This is a genomic window from Streptomyces sp. UNOC14_S4, from assembly GCF_020740835.1.
Classification (GTDB): domain Bacteria; phylum Actinomycetota; class Actinomycetes; order Streptomycetales; family Streptomycetaceae; genus Streptomyces.
Genome location: NZ_JAINFC010000145.1, coordinates 1 through 15800 on the forward strand (window position 1 = coordinate 1; position 15800 = coordinate 15800).

Consider the following 15800-nt stretch of genomic DNA (forward strand, 5'->3'; position numbering starts at 1 on the left):
GACAGGATCCAGGGGGTCCAGGGCTACGCCGCCCGTCGCGTCGCCCGCCCACGAGGCGGCGGCGCGGGAGGCGCGGGAGGCGCGTACGCGGCCTCCGCGCAGCAGACGCCGGGCCCGGTGATGGGCGCGGCGGTGCCGGCGGGTCCGGCGGTGCCGTCCGTGACGACGGTGCCCGCCGCTCCCGAGCGGCCGATGACCGCCGCCGAGAAGGCGAAGGCGGAGGGCCGTCCGCAGATCCTCGCGCCGGGCTTCCAGCCCGCCGTGCTGACGACGGTGCTCGCGGCCCTGCTGGCGGTGGCCGCGCCGCTGGGGCAGTACGCGCTGGTGGTGCCGGTGGTGCTGCTGCAGGCGGTGACGGCGGCGGGCTGGTTCCGGCTGAACGGCATGTGGCCCGCGCGCCAGGGCATCGCGCTGGCGTTCCTGGGCGGCCTGGCCGCCGACGCCGGGCTGCTGGCCACGGACGCCGGGCAGGCGCCGACGGTGCTCATGGGCACGCTCGGGGTGTGGGTGCTGCTGACGCTGATGCTCCAGCTGCGCAGCGGCGCCGGTGCCGACGAGCGGCTGTACGGGCTGATGGTCGCCGGGGCGTCCGCCGCGCTCACGGTGATCGCGGCCGGGCACCTGGCGGCGGTCTCCTCCGCGTCGGCCGACGCGGTCGTGATCGGCGCGGTCGGTGTCGCGGTGGCGGCGCTGGCACGGGCGCTGCCGCTGCCGTCCTTCGTCTCCCCGGTGATCGCGCTGATCGCGGCGGCGGGTTCGGGCGTCGCGACCGGCAGGATGACGGACTTCGGCACGTCCGGCGCGCTGCTCGCGCTGGCCGCGGGCGCCTGCGCGCTGATCGGCCTGCGGGCGGCGAGTTATGACTACCCGTCCCGTTTCGTGCACATGACGGCGGGTGTGGCACTCCCGCTGGCGGCGGCCGCCCCGGCCGTCTATGTGCTGGGCAGGGCCCTGGGTTGATCACGGCCCCACCCCTGCGATCGCTTCGCGATCACCTCGTGGTCGCATCGCATCACCTCACGATCGCTTTTTGATCGCTTACGTCGGTTTTCCATGGGGTCCGGTTAGGCTCGCTGCACAGACAGGGGCCTGACCGAGACCCGGGGGAGCAGAGCAGACCGATGCGCGCCATACGAATAACCGTGATCGTCGCCGTGATTCTGGGGGCCTTGTTCGTGGGCGCGGACCGCCTCGCGGTGTACTTCGCGGAGGATCAGGCGGCCGAGAAGATACGCAGCAGCCAGAACCTCTCGGGCACCCCGAGCGTGTCGATCAAGGGCTTCCCGTTCCTCACGCAGGTCGCGAGCTCCACGCTGGACGAGGTCGAGGTGAAGCTCGACGGCGTGACCGCGAACGCGGGCGACCGCTCGATCCGCGTGACGGGCTTCGACGCCAAGCTGCAGGGCGTCAGGATCAACAGCAGCTTCACCTCCGCCGTCGCCGACAAGGCGACCGGCACCGCCCACATCTCGTACGCCGACCTCACCAAGGCCACCGGCGACCCCAATGTCACGGTCGGCTACGGCGGTACGGACCAGGCGGGCAAGAGCCAGGTCAAGGTGACCGGCAAGATCTCGCTGATGGGCCAGACCATCGAGCGCAGCGTCCTCTCCACGGTGACCGTCACGGGCGGCGACACCATCCACGTACGGGCCGACGAGATCCCGGCCGAGGGCTTCCCCGGCGTGGAGCAGCTGATCCGCCAGAAGATCGACTTCGACCGGAAGATCGACGGCCTGCCGAAGGGGATCACCCTGGACAAGGTCGTCACCACCAAGGACGGCGTCGACATCACGCTGACGGGCTCGAAGGTCAACCTGGCGGGCTGACCGGACGCGCTTGCCGAACCCGCTTGCCGAGCGGGCCCGGCAAGCGGACCCGCCGGGCTCATCCGCCGGTCGGCCGACTCGTGCTGATTCCACTCAGCGAGACGCGCCCGTCCGTACGCCAGAATCCGCAGCGGACAGCAGGCCCGGAACCGCTCCCTCCAGGCTCCGGCACCCCACCCGATCCCAACATCCGGAATATTTCGTCTCATTATCCGGCACCCCGGTGACACGCCCACCCGTGCGTCCCTACGATCGGACGCATGAAGCGACAGGCGGACCTCACGAAGCGGCGGGCAGTCGACCTGTGCCGCGTTGCCGCCATGCTCTGTCGTCATGTCTGACGGGAACGCGTTACCCGTCTCATCTCTCGTCCCACCCCGCCACACCGCGCGCCCCTTTGCCGTGCGCACAGGCGGTGCGCTTGCGCACACCCCGCAACTGCCCCGGAGGAGAACAACATGAGCCGCAGTGACGTCCTGGTGGACGCCGACTGGGTACAGGCCCGCATCGAGGACCCGAAGACGGTCGTCGTCGAGGTCGACGAGGACACCTCGGCCTACGACAAGAACCACATCAAGAACGCCGTCCGCATCGACTGGAGGACCGACCTCCAGGACCCGGTGCGCCGTGACTTCGTCGACCAGGCGGGCTTCGAGGAGCTCCTGTCCGCGAAGGGCATCGCCAACGACGACACGGTCGTCCTCTACGGCGGCAACAACAACTGGTTCGCGGCCTACGCCTACTGGTACTTCAAGCTCTACGGCCACCAGGACGTGAAGCTCCTCGACGGCGGCCGCAAGAAGTGGGAGCTCGACTCCCGCGACCTGGTCGCCGAGGTCCCGCGGCGGGCCCGCACCGAGTACCGCGCGCAGCCCCAGGACACCTCGATCCGCGCCTTCCGCGACGACGTGCTGGAGGCCATCGGCACGCTCAACCTCGTCGACGTGCGCTCCCCCGACGAGTTCAGCGGCAAGCTGCTCGCCCCCGCGCACCTCCCGCAGGAGCAGTCGCAGCGCCCCGGCCACGTCCCGACCGCGCGCAACATCCCCTGGTCGAAGACGGCCAACGACGACGGCACGTTCAAGTCGGACGACGAGCTCAAGGGCATCTACGAGACCGCGGGCGTGGACCTGGCCAAGGACACCATCGCCTACTGCCGCATCGGCGAGCGCTCCGCGCACACGTGGTTCGTCCTGCACGAGCTGCTCGGCCAGCCGAACGTCCGCAACTACGACGGCTCGTGGACCGAGTACGGCTCCCTGGTGGGCGTGCCGATCGAGCTCGGCTCCTGACTCCCCCTTCCCCCTCTGTCCTCTCCCCTCAAGGAACGCTTATGTGTGGAGCAAAGGCCGGCGGCCCCGACGCCTCGACCGCCAAGCCCGGTGAGACCACCATCCAGGGTTCGGTGACCCGCGACGGCGAGCCCGTCACCGGTTACGTGCGACTGCTGGACAGCACCGGCGAGTTCACCGCCGAGGTGCCGACGTCCGCGACCGGACAGTTCCGCTTCTACGCGGACAAGGGCACCTGGACGGTGCGCGCGCTGGTGCCGGGGGCGACGGCCGCCGACCGCAAGGTCATCGTCACCGAGAAGGGCTCGCTCTCCGAGGTCGCCATCGCGGTCTGACGCCGCCGGACGGCACCCATGAACGGCCGGAGGGCCGCACCCCGGGGTTGGACGCCATGATGGGGGGTGCGGCCCTTCGCGCCATGCACCCTGCGGTCGTACCGTGGGGTTATGTACGCACGGCGGCGCCACTGGTACTTCGCCATGATGGGCACGTGCATCGGCATGTTCGTCCTGGCGTGGGCCGTGGTGCGGCTGTGGTCCGTGCCGGCCGCGGTGGGCATGTGCCTCTTCGCGATGGTCATCCCCCCGGTGGCCGCCATCGTCGCCAACCGCCACGGCCCCGACGACCGCTGGTGGGACGACCCGTCGGGCGACCCGAAGTCGGACGAGTGGTGGGACGAACTGGACGGCAAGAAGCGCCATTGAGCGCTTCGGGGTGCGCCCCGTAGGGGCGCGGGGAACTGCGCGAGCAACCAGCGACGGCCCGCAGCCGCCGGACGGGCATGGGCGACCGAGCTCGCAGGCGGCTTTTCAGGGGCGCGGGGAACTGCGCGACAAGCCCCCACCGGGGGCGCACCCGCGCGCGCAGCGCAAGCCGCACCCCAGTAGGCGCTCCGGTCAACCCCAGTAGGCTCCGGTCAGTACACCAGCGCCTGCACGCCGTCCGCCATCGCCTCGGCCACAAAAACCTGCGCCCCGGCGATCCGCGCCCCCTCGATGAGGTCCGCCTCCTCCATGTCGCGCCGCGCGGCACACTGCGTGCACACCGTGATGAGGCCGCCCCCGGCCCGGATGCCCTCGATCAGCTCCGGCAACGGCGCCGCGTGCGGCAGCGAGAACTCCGCCGCGCGCCCCGGGAGCGCGAACCAGGACGCCTCGCCGGTCAGCCACAGGGACACCTCGACCCCGCTGGCCACGGCGACGGCCGCCACCGTGAACGCCTGGGAGCACCTCTCGGGCGCGTCCGCGCCCGCCGTCACCTTGAGTACGAGCTTCTTCTTCGCCATGCGATCACTCTAGGCCGGTGGCCCACCGGTGACCCCGGCCGTACAGGCCCCGCAGACCTCACAGAGCCACGTCCGGCGCGGCCGACTAGACTCGACGGCGGTCCGTAACCGATCGTCCCGACCGAGGAGCACGTCCGTGCTTGAGGCAGTCTTCACCACCCTGCTCGTGCTGGTAGCCGTCGGCGTGCTCGCCTTCGCCGGGCTGACCTGGAAGAAGCTGTTCCAGGGCCAGCGCTGACCCACGCGGCAGCCCGTCCCGCACCCCCTCCTTCTACAGATCGCCTGAGCCCATGATCGAGATTCCGACCGACCTCCACCCCGACCTCGTCCCCCTGGTCTTCCTGCTCGGCAAGTGGGAGGGCGCGGGCGTCGCGGACTTCCCCGGCGCCGAGAAGTGCAACTTCGGCCAGGAGGTCGTCTTCACCCACGACGGCCGGGACTTCCTGGAGTACACGTCGCACTCCTGGGTCCTGGACGCCGAGGGCAAGATGGTCCGCCCCCTGGAGACCGAGACCGGCTTCTGGCGGATCGACAAGGACCGCAAGGTCGAGGTCGTCATGATCCGCGACCAGGGCGTCGCCGAGGTCTGGTACGGCGAGCTGGCCGACCAGAAGCCGCAGATCGACATCGCCACGGACGCCGTCGCCCGCACCGAGGCCTCCGGCCCGTACAGCGGTGGCAAGCGCCTCTACGGCTACGTCAAGGGCGACCTGATGTGGGTCGGCGAGAAGGCCACCCCCGAGGTGCCGCTGCGCCCCTATATGTCGGCACACCTGAAGAAGATCGCCGACCTCAAGGAGTGGGCCGCGAGCCTGCCCGACGACATGCCGGACGGCGTCGCCTTCTTCAACCCGGACGGCACGCCCTACACCGGCTGACGTCCACCCGCCCCGTACGGGCATCCGTACGACCACAACCGCACAACGCGCCCCGCGGGGGAAGCCGGTCGAAGTCCGGCGCTGACCCGCAACGGTAGGCGGAAGGCCCTTCGGGGCCGTTTCCGCGAGCCCGATCACCCGTGGCGGCGTCCAGTTCCTGACAACTCGCCGTGGACTGCGAGGGGACACCCGGGCCGCAGCACCCTTCCTTCGCCCCGGGCCGCTCCTTCGTACACAGGGACGCGGCCCGAGGCGAAGGCGTACGACCTGTGGTGACCTCCCCCCAGGCCGCTCCCCCGGCCAAGGCTCAGACTGTCCGATGCCGGGGCGGCGGGCCGCCACCACCACCCCGCCGTCTTCCCCTGCCACCGTTGCTCGCGGGGCTCGCCGTGGCCCTGCTCGGCTCCCTCGTCTGCGGTGTCGGCCTCGGCGCCGCCGGGGTGGGCTGGGGCGACACCCTGCGCTTCCTGCGGGCCGGGCTGACCGGCGGCACCATCGCGGCGGACGACGTCTCCGCCTACACGATCGTCTGGGAGCTGCGCTTCCCGCGCGCTCTGCTCGCCGCCGTCGTCGGCGCCGGGCTCTCCGCCATCGGCGTGGCCGTGCAGGCCATGGTCCGCAACGCGCTGGCCGACCCCTTCGTCCTCGGCATCTCCTCCGGCGCGGCCGTCGGCGCCAACGCGGTCCTGCTCTTCGGCGCGTTCGGCTCGCTCGGCGTGTGGGCGCTCTCCAGCGCCGCCTTCGTCTCCGCGCTCGCCTCGATGCTGCTCGTCTACCTGGCCGCGCGCACCCCGCAGGGGCTGACGCCGCTGCGGCTGGTGCTGACGGGCACCGCCATGTACTACGGCTTCTCGGCCGTCACCACCCTGATGGTCTTCAGCGCCGACCGGGGCGAGGCCGCCCGTTCCGCGATGATGTGGCTGCTCGGCAGCCTCGGCGGCGCCACCTGGTCGTCCGTGCCGATCGCCGCCGCCGTCGTGCTCGCCGGACTCGCCCACCTGCTGTGGACGGCCCGCGGGCTCAACGCCCTGGCCATGGGCGACGAGACCGCCGCCGCGCTCGGTGTGGCCCCGAACCGGCTGCGCAAGCAGCTGTTCGTCAGCGCGGCCGCCGTCACCGGGGCCGTCGTCGCCGTCAGCGGCGCGATCGGATTCGTCGGGCTGATGGTCCCGCACGTCACCCGCATGCTCGTCGGCGCCGACCACCGGCGGGTGCTGGCCGTGGCGCCGCTGCTCGGCGCGGTGCTTCTGGTGTGGGTCGACATCGTCTCCCGGCTGCTGCTGGCGCCCGTCGAACTGCCGGTCGGCGTCATCACCGCGATCATCGGCGTGCCCTGCTTCGTCGTGCTCATGCGCCGCCGCCGTTACAGCTTCGGAGGGTCCTGAGACATGCGGGTCGACATCGAGGGCCTGTCGGTCGAGATCGCGGGCGCCCGCCTGGTCGAGGACATCGCGCTGCGTGCCGACAGCGGGCGGTTCGTGGGGCTGATCGGCCCCAACGGCAGCGGCAAGTCCACTCTGCTGCGCTGCGTCTACCGCGCGCTGCGCCCGGCCGCCGGGACCGTACGGCTGGACGGCGACGACCTGCACGCGCTCAGCGCCCGCGAGGGCGCGCGGCGGCTGGCCGCGCTGCCGCAGGAGTCGGCGGGCGCGTTCGACTTCACCGCCGCCGAGATCGTCGTGATGGGCAGGCTGCCGCACCAGAGCGCCGCCGGGCGGACCACCGCGCGCGACACCGAGGTGTGCGCGGAGGCACTGGCCAGGGTCGGCGCCACGCACCTCGCCGAGCGGGGCTTCTCGTCCCTGTCGGGCGGCGAGAAACAGCGCGTGCTGATCGCCCGCGCCCTGGCGCAGGAGCCGCGGGTGCTGGTCCTGGACGAGCCCACCAACCACCTGGACATCGCCCAGCAACTGGAGGTCCTCGCGCTCGTGCGCGGCGCGGGCCTCACCGTCCTGGCCGCGCTGCACGACCTGAACCTCGCCGCCACGCACTGCGACGCGCTGTACGTGATCGCGGGCGGCCGGATCGTCGCCTCCGGCCCGCCCGGCGAGGTGCTGACCGCCGGTCTGCTCGCCGACGTCTTCGGCGTACGGGCCCACCGGGTGCCGCACCCCGAGACCGGGGCACCGCACCTGCTCTTCGACCGCCTCCCCACCCCGTAAGGACCGCCCATGCGTGCTCCGCGCACCACCGTCGCCCTGCTCGCCGCCGTGTCCGCCGCCGTGTCCCTCGCGGGCTGCGGGGCGAAGGTCTCCGAATCCCCGGCCGAGGAGAAGGCCGCCTCCGGCCACTACCCCGTGACCATCGAGAACTGCGGGGTGAAAACGACGTACGACAAGGCGCCGCAGCGCGTGGTCACCAATGACGTCGGGATCGCGGAGATCATGTTCGCGCTGGGGCTGGAGGACCACATGGCGGGTTATGTGGCGCCGGACTACACGCAGGACCGCGAGACCGTGCCGTGGGCGGACGGCTACAAGAAGGTGAAGTGGCTGTCCAAGAAGGCGATCGCCAAGGAGATCGCCCTGGACGCCAGGGCCGACCTGGTCTTCGCGGGCTGGAACTACGGCTTCGGCGAGGGCAGCGGCGTCACGCCCGACTCGCTGAAGAAGCTCGGCATCGGCTCGTACGTCCTCTCCGAGTCCTGCCGCAACGGCACCACGGGCACCTCGCGCGGGGTGATGCCGCCGCTGGAGGCCCTCTACACGGACCTGGAGACGCTCGGGAAGATCTTCGACGTGGAGGACCGGGCGAAGAAGCTGACCGACGAGTTCCGCAAGCAGGTCGCCGAGGCCCAGGCGAAGGTGCCGGGGGACGGCGACGCGGGCGGAAAGGCGGGCGGGAAGGCGGACGGGAAAGCGGGCGGGAAGCGGCCGACCGTCTTCCTCTACGACGACGGCCAGGACAAGCCCTTCACCGCGGGCGCCTACGCCGGGGCACACGACATCATCACCAAGGCGGGCGGCGACAACATCGCGAAGGACCTCAAGGACACCTGGGTGACCGTCGGCTGGGAGACGGTCGTGGACCGCGACCCCGACGTCATCGTGATCAACAACTACGGGTCGGTGACCGCGGAGCAGAAGAAAGAGTTCCTGAAGTCCTACCCGCCGCTCGCGAACGTCTCCGCGGTCAAGAACGACCGCATCTTCGTCCTCGACTACGTCGACCTGGTCGAGAGCCCGCGCAACCCCGCCGCCATCGCCGCCCTCGCCGGCTATCTGAAGGGGGTCCGGAGCTCCTGAGCCTGCCTAGACTGGGAGCGTGGTGGACACCGACTGGCAGAGCAACCTCCGTAAGCGCGGCTACCGGCTCACGCCGCAGCGCCAGCTCGTGCTGGAAGCGGTGGACCGGCTGGAGCACGCGACGCCGGACGACATCCTCACGGAGGTCCGGCGCACGGCGGGCGGGGTCAACATCTCCACGGTCTACCGGACCCTGGAGCTGCTGGAGGAGCTGGGCCTGGTCAGCCACGCCCACCTCGGGCACGGCGCCCCGACCTACCACCTGGCGGACCGGCACCACCACATACACCTCGTCTGCCGGGACTGCACCACGGTGATCGAGGCCGACCTGGAGGTGGCCGGGCCGTTCACCGCGCAGCTGCGCGAGACCTTCGGTTTCGACACGGACATGAAGCACTTCGCGATCTTCGGCAGGTGCGGCGGCTGCTCTTCGAAGTGCTCCTCGAAAGCGTCACCGGACGAGCCGTAGGCTTGTGCGCATGCTGCGTCAAACGAAAGCCAGCCCGCTGCTGTCGCTGCCCGGCGCCGTCGCCGCCGAGGCCCCCGACGAGGGTGTCGCCGCGCACTACGGCGACCTCTTCCGCGAGCAGCGCGCGCTCGCGGGCGGCACCGGATTCGTCGATCTCTCGCACCGGGGCGTCGTCACCGTCTCCGGCGCCGACCGGCTGAGCTGGCTGCACCTGCTGATCACCCAGCATGTGACCGACCTCCCGGCCGGGCAGGCCACGGAGGCGCTGATCCTCTCCGCCCACGGCCACATCGAGCACGCGCTCTCCCTGGTGGACGACGGGGAGACGACGTGGATGCACGTCGAGCCCGGCACCCAGGGCGACCTGATCGCCTACCTGGAGAGCATGAAGTTCTTCTACCGGGTCGAGGTCGCCGACCGCACGGACGACTTCGCGGTGGTGCACCTGCCCGCGGGCTCGATCGTGGACGTCCCCGAGGGTGTGACGGTGCGCGAGACGGCGCACGGACGCGATCTCTTCCTCCCGCGTGCGCGCCTGGAGGAGTTCGCGGGCGCGCACGGCCCGGCGGCGGGCGTACTCGCCTACGAGGCGCTGCGCGTCGAGGCGCACCGCCCGCGCCTGGGCCTGGAGACCGACCACCGCACCATCCCGCACGAGCTGGGCCTGATCGGCGTCGCGGTCCACCTGCAGAAGGGCTGCTACCGCGGCCAGGAGACGGTCGCCCGCGTCCACAACCTGGGGAAGCCGCCGCGCCGCCTCGTCTTCCTCCACCTCGACGGCAGCGAGGTCGTCCTCCCGGGGCACGGCGCCCCCGTCCGCCTCGCGTCGGACGGCCCCGAAAGCCGCCAGCTCGGCTTCATCACGACCTCGGCCCGCCACCACGAGCTGGGCCCGATCGCCCTGGCCCTGGTGAAGCGGAATGTCCCCGTGGACGCGCCCCTGCTGGTGGGCGAGGGGACGGCGGCGTCACAGGAGGTCGTGGTCGAGCCGTAAGGGCAGAGTCGTCCGCGCCCCGTAAGGGGCGCGGGGCTGTGTTTCATTTGCGGCTCCGCCGCGCGGGCGCGACCAGCCACGACGGACCCGCAGCCGCACGCGGAGCGCAAGAGGCACCCCGTAGGCCCTAGATGTCGAGCAAAACCGTGAACGGCCCGTTGTTGGTCAAGGAGACCTTCATGTCAGCGCCGAACCGGCCCGTCTCCACCCGCGCCCCCAGCGAACGCAGCCGCGCCACCACCTCGTCCACGAGCGGCTCGGCCACAGCACCCGGCGCCGCCGCGTTCCACGTAGGGCGGCGCCCCTTCCGTGCGTCACCGTAGAGAGTGAACTGCGAGATCACGAGCAACGGCGCCCCGACGTCCGAGCAGGACTTCTCGTCCTCCAGCACGCGCAGCGACCACAGCTTGCGGGCCAGTTGCGCCGCCTTCTCCACGGTGTCCTCATGCGTCACTCCGACAAGGACGCACAGGCCCTGTCCGATGATCTCGCCGACCGTCTCGCCGTCGACGACGACGGCCGCGCCGTCCACCCTCTGCACCACTGCACGCATATGGACCATGATGCCCTGCGTCCATCCAGGGCCGTTCGGGTGGAGAGCTCCTGCGCCCCGGCGCTCCGCAGTGGCACCATGCGTGCAGGCGGTGCTCGAAGGGGCAACGTGACCCGGAAGCACACCGCCCGAGGGGAACGGAAGCTCATGACCACACCCATTGAGGACGGCCCCATGCTCACGACAGCGGACAGCGTGCACCCCCGGCCGCCGAGCCAGCGCACCGGGCGGCTGGCGGACGTCCCCGGGCGGGAGCTGGGCCTGCTGAGCCTGGCGGAGCTGCGCGCCCTGCGCAGAGCCGCGCAACAGGACGAGGCGGACCTCAGCTACGTACGGCGCCTCCTCCAGGGCCGCATCGACATCCTGCGGGCGGAGCTGGCGCGGCGGGCCTCGCCGGGGTCCCCGGTCATGGCCCGGCTCGTCGTGGAACGCCTGTCGGAGATCCTGGCGGACGACCCCTCCACGCAGCGGTCCTCCGCCCGCCATGTACGGCTCGGCACCCCGCACAGCGCGGAGTACCGGCGGCTGGCCGAGGACATGCTGGCGGAGGTGGAGCTGTCCGACCTGGACGCGCGTACGGACGACGAGCTGCACGAGGGAAAACGCCGTCTGGAGGCCTTCGAACGCCAGGTATCGGTACGCCGGGCGGGCCTCCAGCGGACGGCGGACGACTGCAGCGCGGAAATCGCGCGCCGCTACCGCGAGGGCGAGGCCCAGGTCGACGACTTGCTGTCGTGACCCCTGACGCGCCCCTCAAGGGGCGCGGGGCTGCGACATTGTGCGGCTCCGCCGCGTGGGCGCGACCAGCCGTCGACAACCTGCAGACGCGCACCGGGCCCGGGCGGCAACCCGGTAGGCGCACCTGACCACCGGCCCGCAGCCGCGCGCGCAGCGCAAGAGGCACCCCCCTAGGCACAGCAAACCAACCACCGTCGCGACCTAAGGTGGGTGCCGAAGGCAATCCGTTCGCCGGGGGGACGCATGAAGAACCAGCCGTACCAGTGCGGCATAGACGCTGCCATCGACGTCATCGAGGGCAAGTGGAAGGTGCTCATCCTGTGGGCCCTGCACGACGCCACCCGTCGTTTCGGCGAGCTGCGGCGCCTCCTCCCCGGCATCAGCGAGAAGGTGCTGACCCAGCAGCTCCGCGAGCTGGAGACGGACGACATCGTGCACCGCGAGGTCTACGAAGGGGTGCCGCTCCGCGTGGAGTACTCGCTCACCGAGCACGGCCAAGCCCTCAACACCGCCCTCGCCCCGCTCAGCGCCTGGGGCAAGGTCCGCCTCGCCCGGCTGGGCGAGGCGGACGCCCCGGCGGCGTGACCGCACGACCGGCACCCCCGTGACCGGTCGTACGCCGTACCGTCAGGCCCCGTGTCGTACGCCGTACCGTCAGGCCCCGTACGGGCGTGCCGCGCGCGCCTCGCGGAGCGAGATCGCCCACCAGGCGAGCTGGTCGAGCATGACCTTCGCGGCCTTGGAGGCGGCCTCGCCGGCCTCCGGGTCCAGGTGGGCGCCCTCCTCGTCGAACTTGCCCCAGGGGCTGTGGAAGCTGACCGTCTCGCGGATGGTCACCGCGTGCAGCTCCGCGAAGACCGGCCGGAGGTGCTCGACCGCGCGCAGACCGCCGGAGAGCCCGCCGTAGGAGATGAAGCCCACCGGCTTGGCGCGCCACTGCGTGTAGTGCAGGTCGATGAGATTCTTGAGCGACGCGGGGTAGCTGTGGTTGTACTCCGGCGTGAGCACGACGAAGCCATCCGCCTGCTCCAGGCGCGGCGTCACCGCGGCGAGGGCCGTGATGTCCTCCGGGCCCGGCTCCTTGGAGAGGTTCAGCGGCAGCGGGTGATAGGCGAGGTCGATGACGTCGAGCTCGATGTCGCCGCGCTGCGCGACCTCCGTCGCGAGCCACTTGGCCACCGTCGGGGCGAAGCGGCCCTCGCGGGTGGAGGCGACGATGACAGCGAGCCGGTAGGTGTCCTCGGACATGGTGGTCCCCCCAGGGGTCGTGCCGGTGGTGCCACCGGCGGGCTGTTGAGAAGATCCTGCAACCTCAAGTCCACTTGAGGTCAAGGGCAGGGGAAACAGAAGATCGCCAGAGACGGAAGGCCGTCAGAAGAGGTCCGGGCACCACGGCCGTCGTGCCGTGCGGAACAGCGCGTCCGTGAGCGCCACCGCGCCCGCCCGCTCCTCGTCGACGCGGCCCAGCTCCGCCAGCCGGGCCGCGGACTCGTCTCCCAGCGCCAGGGAGCCCAGTTCACCGGGGCCGAGCACCAGGTCGGCCGCCCGCGTGGTGGGCACGCACCGCGCGCCGTCCGGCCCGGCCTCCAGCAGGAAACGGCCGTCCGCCGGGCCGCCCGGGTCCGTGACGCCGAGGACGAGCGAGCCGGAGGAGGCGTACGTACGGGCAGCCAGCAGCGTCGGCACGTCGAGCGGGCGCAGCCACAGGAAGTCGGAGTGGTGGGTGACGCGCGCCGCGCGCGGGTCGGGCATCAGCAGCGGGAGCAGGTCGTCGGGGGCGCGGTGTCCGGTGCGGACCTTCGCGACCAGGTCGATCGACAACACGTGGTGCCACAGTGCCCGTTCCGCGCCGGGTGTCACCGCGACGAGGTCGAGGACGGTCACCACGCCCTGGGGATTCATCCCCTCCCAGGTGTCCTCGGCGGTGTACACGAGGAGGCCGTCGACGGTGCCGTCCGCGGACCGGTGGAGGACGTAGTACGGCTCCTCCCAGGGGATGCCGGTGGGCATCGCGCCGGTGTTGACCAGCCACCAGCGCTCGATGCGGTCGATGACGCCATGCCGGGTCGCGCGCAGCCGTTCGTGCAGGCCGGGGCCGTGCACACGGACGTCGGCGGGGTCGACGAGGTCGACGCGGGCGCCGTCGGCGGGGCCGGCGTAGCGCCGGTCGAGGCCGGTGCGGGCGACGTCCACCTCCCAGCCCGTGGTCCAGGTGACCGGGCCGAAGCCGTAGCGGCCGTAGATCGGATACTCGGCGGCGATCAGGGTCGCGGCGGTCGCGCCGCGCTCCTCGGCGGCGCGCAGGTCGGCGGCCATCATGCGGCTGAGCAGGCCGCGCCTGCGGTGGGTGGGCGAGACGGTCACGTTGCTGACCGCGTTCGCGGCGATGTCGGCGCCGCCGGGAAGGGTGAGGCGCTGGTCGAAGCTGCGGAACGTGGCGACGCAGCGGGCGCCGTCGAACACCCCCTGGACACGGCCGGTGGCCACGGCCGCGGTGCGGAGCTCGATCTCTTCCTTGGTGACCACGGGCGGGCGGAGGAAGCCGGTGCGGAGGGCACGGGACCACTCGGGAAGGTCCTGGTCGGTGACTCGGCGGAGTTCTGGGGCCATTCACGGACGGTACGCAGACGCCTCGCGCGCACGCATCCACTTTTCCACGCCCCCGTCCTGACCAGGTACTTTGACCCCAGTCATCCACACACGGGGGAACACGGGGACCGCCATGCCGAAGCACCGCCATCGCATCCTGTACGTCACGGACCTCGCCTACGAGGCCCGCGGGCGCCGCTACTGCGACGAGGACATCCACCTCGCCGCCCGCCTCCGCGAGGAATTCGACGTGGCCCTCTGCCACCCCCTGGACGCGGCCGCGCTGATGGACGGCTTCGACGCCGTCGTGGTCCGCAACAGCGGCCCGGTGCTGAACTATCAGGCGGAGTACGACGAGTTCCGCGCCCTCGCGCGGAAGCGCGGCGCACGCGTCTACAACCAGCTGACCGGCAAGGCCGACATGGTCGGCAAGCAGTACCTGCTCGACCTGACCGCCGCGGGGTACCCGGTCATCCCCACCGTCGACCGCCGCGAGGACCTGGCCCGGCTGCCGGAGGCCGCCGAGTACGTGGTCAAGCCCAAGCTCGGCGCGGATTCCATAGGGCTGGAGTTCGTCCCCCGCGACCGGCTGCCCGAACTCGCGTACGGCGACATCCTCGTGCAGCCGCGCGTCGACTTCGCGTACGAGGTGTCGTTCTACTTCGTCGACCGGGACTTCCAGTACGCCCTCCACGCGCCCCGGCCCGACCGGCGCTGGGAGCTGGTGCCCTACGAGCCGACCGCCGCCGACCTGGCCTTCGCCCAGCGCTTCGTCGACTGGAACGCAATCGAGCACGGTATCCAGCGCGTCGACGCCTGCCGCGCCCCCGGCGGCGAACTCCTCCTGGTGGAACTGGAGGACCTCAACCCGTACCTCTCCCTGGAACTCCTGACGCCCGCCGCCCGCGAGGACTTCGCGACGAACATGGCGGCCTCCCTGCGCCGCCTGATCACCGCCGGAGAGCCCTCCTGATGGCCGCGGCCGATCCCGCGGAGCCGGTGGGGCTCTCCCCCGCCGACGTCGTCACCAGGCTGCGCGCAGCGGGGTGCGTCTTCGCCGAGGACGAGGCGGCGCTGCTCCTCTCCGCCGCCCGCACGCCGGACGAACTCGCCGCCATGACCGGACGCCGGGCCGCCGGGCTGCCCCTCGAACACGTCCTGGGCTGGGCCGAGTTCTGCGGCCTTCGCATAGCCATCGACCCGGGCGTCTTCGTACCGCGGCGGCGCACGGAACACCTGGTGCGCCGGGCCGTCGCGCTCGCCTCCGCCTCCAGGTCCGGGTCCGGGGCCGCTCCCGTGGTCCTCGACCTGTGCTGCGGATCGGGAGCGGTCGGGGCCGCGCTCGCCGCGGCCCTGGACGGCATCGAGCTGCACGCCGCCGACATCGACCCCGCCGCGGTGCGCTGCGCCCACCGCAACCTCGGTCCGGCGGGCCACGTGTACGAGGGCGACCTCTACGAGCCGCTCCCCGCCGCGCTGCGCGGCCGCGTCGACATCCTCGTCGCCAACACGCCCTACGTCCCCACCGACGCGATCGGGCTGCTCCCGCCCGAGGCCCGCGACCACGAACCCACCGTCGCCCTCGACGGCGGCTCGGACGGCATCGACGTCCAGCGGCGCGTGGCGGCTTCCGCCCGCCAGTGGCTGGCGCCGGGCGGCCACCTGCTCGTCGAGACGAGCGAGCGGCAGGCGCCGCTGACGGTGGCGGCATTCATCGCGGCCGGCCTGACCACCGAGGTCCACACCTGCGACGACCTCACCGCCACGGTGGTCACCGGCACCCGCCCGTCCTGACCGGCCGACCGTCAGAAGGGCACGCTCCCGCACACGAACTCGCCGTTCTCCAGCAGGCCGGGCGTCACCGCGACCCCGGTCAGCCGCTCCGCCAGCGCGAACGCCGCCGCGTGGACGTCCGCTTCCGCCCCTTC

21 protein-coding genes and 1 riboswitch are annotated in these 15800 nt (G+C 71.9%); of the genes, 16 read left to right on the plus strand and 5 right to left on the minus strand.

Annotation, left to right across the window (positions count from 1 at the left end; genetic code table 11):
* The 6 genes from K6I34_RS15485 to K6I34_RS15505 all read left to right on the plus strand — a co-directional run.
* A partial coding sequence (locus tag K6I34_RS15485; protein ID WP_229326430.1) for a hypothetical protein occupies positions 1-960 on the plus strand: 960 nt, incomplete at its 5' end.
* A gap of 161 nt (positions 961-1121) precedes the next feature.
* Positions 1122-1829 (plus strand): DUF2993 domain-containing protein, encoded by a 708-nt coding sequence (locus K6I34_RS15490; RefSeq protein ID WP_229326432.1) that lies wholly within the window; start codon positions 1122-1124, stop codon positions 1827-1829.
* Between the two features lie 260 nt (positions 1830-2089).
* Positions 2090-2170 carry a putative leader peptide gene (locus K6I34_RS38885; protein WP_359104787.1) on the plus strand — a complete coding sequence of 27 codons (81 nt, stop codon included), beginning with the start codon at positions 2090-2092 and terminating at the stop codon, positions 2168-2170.
* 117 nt (positions 2171-2287) lie between these two features.
* A complete protein-coding gene (locus K6I34_RS15495) occupies positions 2288-3121 on the plus strand; it encodes a sulfurtransferase (RefSeq protein WP_229326434.1) in 834 nt (277 codons plus the stop codon).
* Positions 3122-3162: 41 nt separating this feature from the next.
* Entirely contained in the window at positions 3163-3456 is a 294-nt protein-coding gene (locus K6I34_RS15500) for a DUF1416 domain-containing protein (protein ID WP_229326436.1), read from the plus strand.
* A 111-nt stretch (positions 3457-3567) separates the two neighbouring features.
* The gene (locus K6I34_RS15505; RefSeq protein ID WP_229326438.1) at positions 3568-3825 is read left to right on the plus strand and encodes a DUF3099 domain-containing protein; all 258 of its coding nucleotides are present in this window, start codon (positions 3568-3570) and stop codon (positions 3823-3825) included.
* A 212-nt stretch (positions 3826-4037) separates the two neighbouring features.
* On the opposite strand, the gene K6I34_RS15510 is transcribed toward K6I34_RS15505, so the two are convergent.
* Positions 4038-4406, minus strand: coding sequence for a DsrE family protein (locus tag K6I34_RS15510; protein WP_121801465.1), 369 nt, complete (start codon positions 4404-4406; stop codon positions 4038-4040).
* Between the two features lie 290 nt (positions 4407-4696).
* Between K6I34_RS15510 and K6I34_RS15515 the strand changes: the two genes are divergently transcribed.
* From K6I34_RS15515 to K6I34_RS15540, 6 genes are all read left to right on the plus strand, one after another.
* Positions 4697-5284, plus strand: coding sequence for an FABP family protein (locus tag K6I34_RS15515; RefSeq protein WP_229326440.1), 588 nt, complete (start codon positions 4697-4699; stop codon positions 5282-5284).
* 57 nt (positions 5285-5341) lie between these two features.
* Positions 5342-5424, plus strand: a riboswitch (cobalamin riboswitch).
* 231 nt (positions 5425-5655) lie between these two features.
* Positions 5656-6669 (plus strand): FecCD family ABC transporter permease, encoded by a 1014-nt coding sequence (locus K6I34_RS15520; RefSeq protein WP_374230930.1) that lies wholly within the window; start codon positions 5656-5658, stop codon positions 6667-6669.
* Positions 6670-6672: 3 nt separating this feature from the next.
* Positions 6673-7446 (plus strand): ABC transporter ATP-binding protein, encoded by a 774-nt coding sequence (locus K6I34_RS15525; RefSeq protein ID WP_229326443.1) that lies wholly within the window; start codon positions 6673-6675, stop codon positions 7444-7446.
* A 9-nt stretch (positions 7447-7455) separates the two neighbouring features.
* Positions 7456-8529: an ABC transporter substrate-binding protein gene (locus tag K6I34_RS15530; protein ID WP_229326445.1), complete on the plus strand. Its 1074-nt coding sequence runs from the start codon at positions 7456-7458 to the stop codon at positions 8527-8529.
* Positions 8530-8548: 19 nt separating this feature from the next.
* Positions 8549-8998, plus strand: coding sequence for a Fur family transcriptional regulator (locus K6I34_RS15535; protein WP_229326447.1), 450 nt, complete (start codon positions 8549-8551; stop codon positions 8996-8998).
* Positions 8999-9008: 10 nt separating this feature from the next.
* Positions 9009-9992, plus strand: coding sequence for a folate-binding protein YgfZ (locus tag K6I34_RS15540; protein WP_229326449.1), 984 nt, complete (start codon positions 9009-9011; stop codon positions 9990-9992).
* A 127-nt stretch (positions 9993-10119) separates the two neighbouring features.
* Here K6I34_RS15540 and dtd read toward each other — a convergent pair whose 3' ends face one another.
* Complete coding sequence (gene dtd, locus K6I34_RS15545; protein ID WP_229326451.1) at positions 10120-10545, minus strand: D-aminoacyl-tRNA deacylase; 426 nt, start codon at positions 10543-10545, stop codon at positions 10120-10122.
* A 147-nt stretch (positions 10546-10692) separates the two neighbouring features.
* Here dtd and K6I34_RS15550 point away from each other — a divergent pair, with 147 nt between their 5' ends.
* Both K6I34_RS15550 and K6I34_RS15555 read left to right on the plus strand, forming a co-directional pair.
* Positions 10693-11283: an AmfC protein gene (locus tag K6I34_RS15550; protein WP_374230932.1), complete on the plus strand. Its 591-nt coding sequence runs from the start codon at positions 10693-10695 to the stop codon at positions 11281-11283.
* Positions 11284-11526: 243 nt separating this feature from the next.
* Positions 11527-11868, plus strand: a complete 342-nt coding sequence (locus K6I34_RS15555) for a helix-turn-helix domain-containing protein (RefSeq protein ID WP_229326453.1) — start codon at positions 11527-11529, stop codon at positions 11866-11868.
* Positions 11869-11937: 69 nt separating this feature from the next.
* Here the strand turns inward: K6I34_RS15555 and K6I34_RS15560 are convergent, their stop codons facing one another.
* On the minus strand, positions 11938-12531 hold the full coding sequence (locus K6I34_RS15560) for an NADPH-dependent FMN reductase (protein ID WP_229326454.1): 594 nt from the start codon (positions 12529-12531) through the stop codon (positions 11938-11940).
* A 123-nt stretch (positions 12532-12654) separates the two neighbouring features.
* Positions 12655-13893: a GNAT family N-acetyltransferase gene (locus K6I34_RS15565; RefSeq protein ID WP_229326456.1), complete on the minus strand. Its 1239-nt coding sequence runs from the start codon at positions 13891-13893 to the stop codon at positions 12655-12657.
* Positions 13894-14005: 112 nt separating this feature from the next.
* Here K6I34_RS15565 and K6I34_RS15570 point away from each other — a divergent pair, with 112 nt between their 5' ends.
* Together K6I34_RS15570 and K6I34_RS15575 are read left to right on the plus strand one after the other, a co-directional pair.
* Positions 14006-14845, plus strand: coding sequence for a hypothetical protein (locus K6I34_RS15570; RefSeq protein ID WP_229326458.1), 840 nt, complete (start codon positions 14006-14008; stop codon positions 14843-14845).
* On the plus strand, positions 14845-15666 hold the full coding sequence (locus K6I34_RS15575) for a putative protein N(5)-glutamine methyltransferase (protein ID WP_229326460.1): 822 nt from the start codon (positions 14845-14847) through the stop codon (positions 15664-15666). The genes K6I34_RS15570 and K6I34_RS15575 overlap by 1 nt, the downstream gene beginning before the upstream one ends.
* An 11-nt stretch (positions 15667-15677) precedes the next feature.
* Here the strand turns inward: K6I34_RS15575 and K6I34_RS38300 are convergent, their stop codons facing one another.
* On the minus strand, positions 15678-15761 hold the full coding sequence (locus K6I34_RS38300) for a DUF6461 domain-containing protein (protein WP_374230933.1): 84 nt from the start codon (positions 15759-15761) through the stop codon (positions 15678-15680).
* Positions 15762-15800: the final 39 nt, after the last annotated feature.

Excerpts from the sequence above, each read along its gene's own strand:
- K6I34_RS15490 (WP_229326432.1), top strand. The coding sequence starts at position 1,122 with ATGCGCGCCATACGAATAACCGTGATCGTCGCCGTGATTCTGGGGGCC.
- K6I34_RS38885 (WP_359104787.1), top strand. The coding sequence starts at position 2,090 with ATGAAGCGACAGGCGGACCTCACGAAGCGGCGGGCAGTCGACCTGTGC.
- K6I34_RS15495 (WP_229326434.1), top strand. The coding sequence starts at position 2,288 with ATGAGCCGCAGTGACGTCCTGGTGGACGCCGACTGGGTACAGGCCCGC.
- K6I34_RS15500 (WP_229326436.1), top strand. The coding sequence starts at position 3,163 with ATGTGTGGAGCAAAGGCCGGCGGCCCCGACGCCTCGACCGCCAAGCCC.
- K6I34_RS15505 (WP_229326438.1), top strand. The coding sequence starts at position 3,568 with ATGTACGCACGGCGGCGCCACTGGTACTTCGCCATGATGGGCACGTGC.
- K6I34_RS15510 (WP_121801465.1), bottom strand. The coding sequence starts at position 4,406 with ATGGCGAAGAAGAAGCTCGTACTCAAGGTGACGGCGGGCGCGGACGCG.
- K6I34_RS15515 (WP_229326440.1), top strand. The coding sequence starts at position 4,697 with ATGATCGAGATTCCGACCGACCTCCACCCCGACCTCGTCCCCCTGGTC.
- K6I34_RS15525 (WP_229326443.1), top strand. The coding sequence starts at position 6,673 with ATGCGGGTCGACATCGAGGGCCTGTCGGTCGAGATCGCGGGCGCCCGC.
- K6I34_RS15530 (WP_229326445.1), top strand. The coding sequence starts at position 7,456 with ATGCGTGCTCCGCGCACCACCGTCGCCCTGCTCGCCGCCGTGTCCGCC.
- K6I34_RS15540 (WP_229326449.1), top strand. The coding sequence starts at position 9,009 with ATGCTGCGTCAAACGAAAGCCAGCCCGCTGCTGTCGCTGCCCGGCGCC.
- dtd (WP_229326451.1), bottom strand. The coding sequence starts at position 10,545 with ATGCGTGCAGTGGTGCAGAGGGTGGACGGCGCGGCCGTCGTCGTCGAC.
- K6I34_RS15550 (WP_374230932.1), top strand. The coding sequence starts at position 10,693 with ATGACCACACCCATTGAGGACGGCCCCATGCTCACGACAGCGGACAGC.
- K6I34_RS15555 (WP_229326453.1), top strand. The coding sequence starts at position 11,527 with ATGAAGAACCAGCCGTACCAGTGCGGCATAGACGCTGCCATCGACGTC.
- K6I34_RS15560 (WP_229326454.1), bottom strand. The coding sequence starts at position 12,531 with ATGTCCGAGGACACCTACCGGCTCGCTGTCATCGTCGCCTCCACCCGC.
- K6I34_RS15565 (WP_229326456.1), bottom strand. The coding sequence starts at position 13,893 with ATGGCCCCAGAACTCCGCCGAGTCACCGACCAGGACCTTCCCGAGTGG.
- K6I34_RS15570 (WP_229326458.1), top strand. The coding sequence starts at position 14,006 with ATGCCGAAGCACCGCCATCGCATCCTGTACGTCACGGACCTCGCCTAC.
- K6I34_RS15575 (WP_229326460.1), top strand. The coding sequence starts at position 14,845 with ATGGCCGCGGCCGATCCCGCGGAGCCGGTGGGGCTCTCCCCCGCCGAC.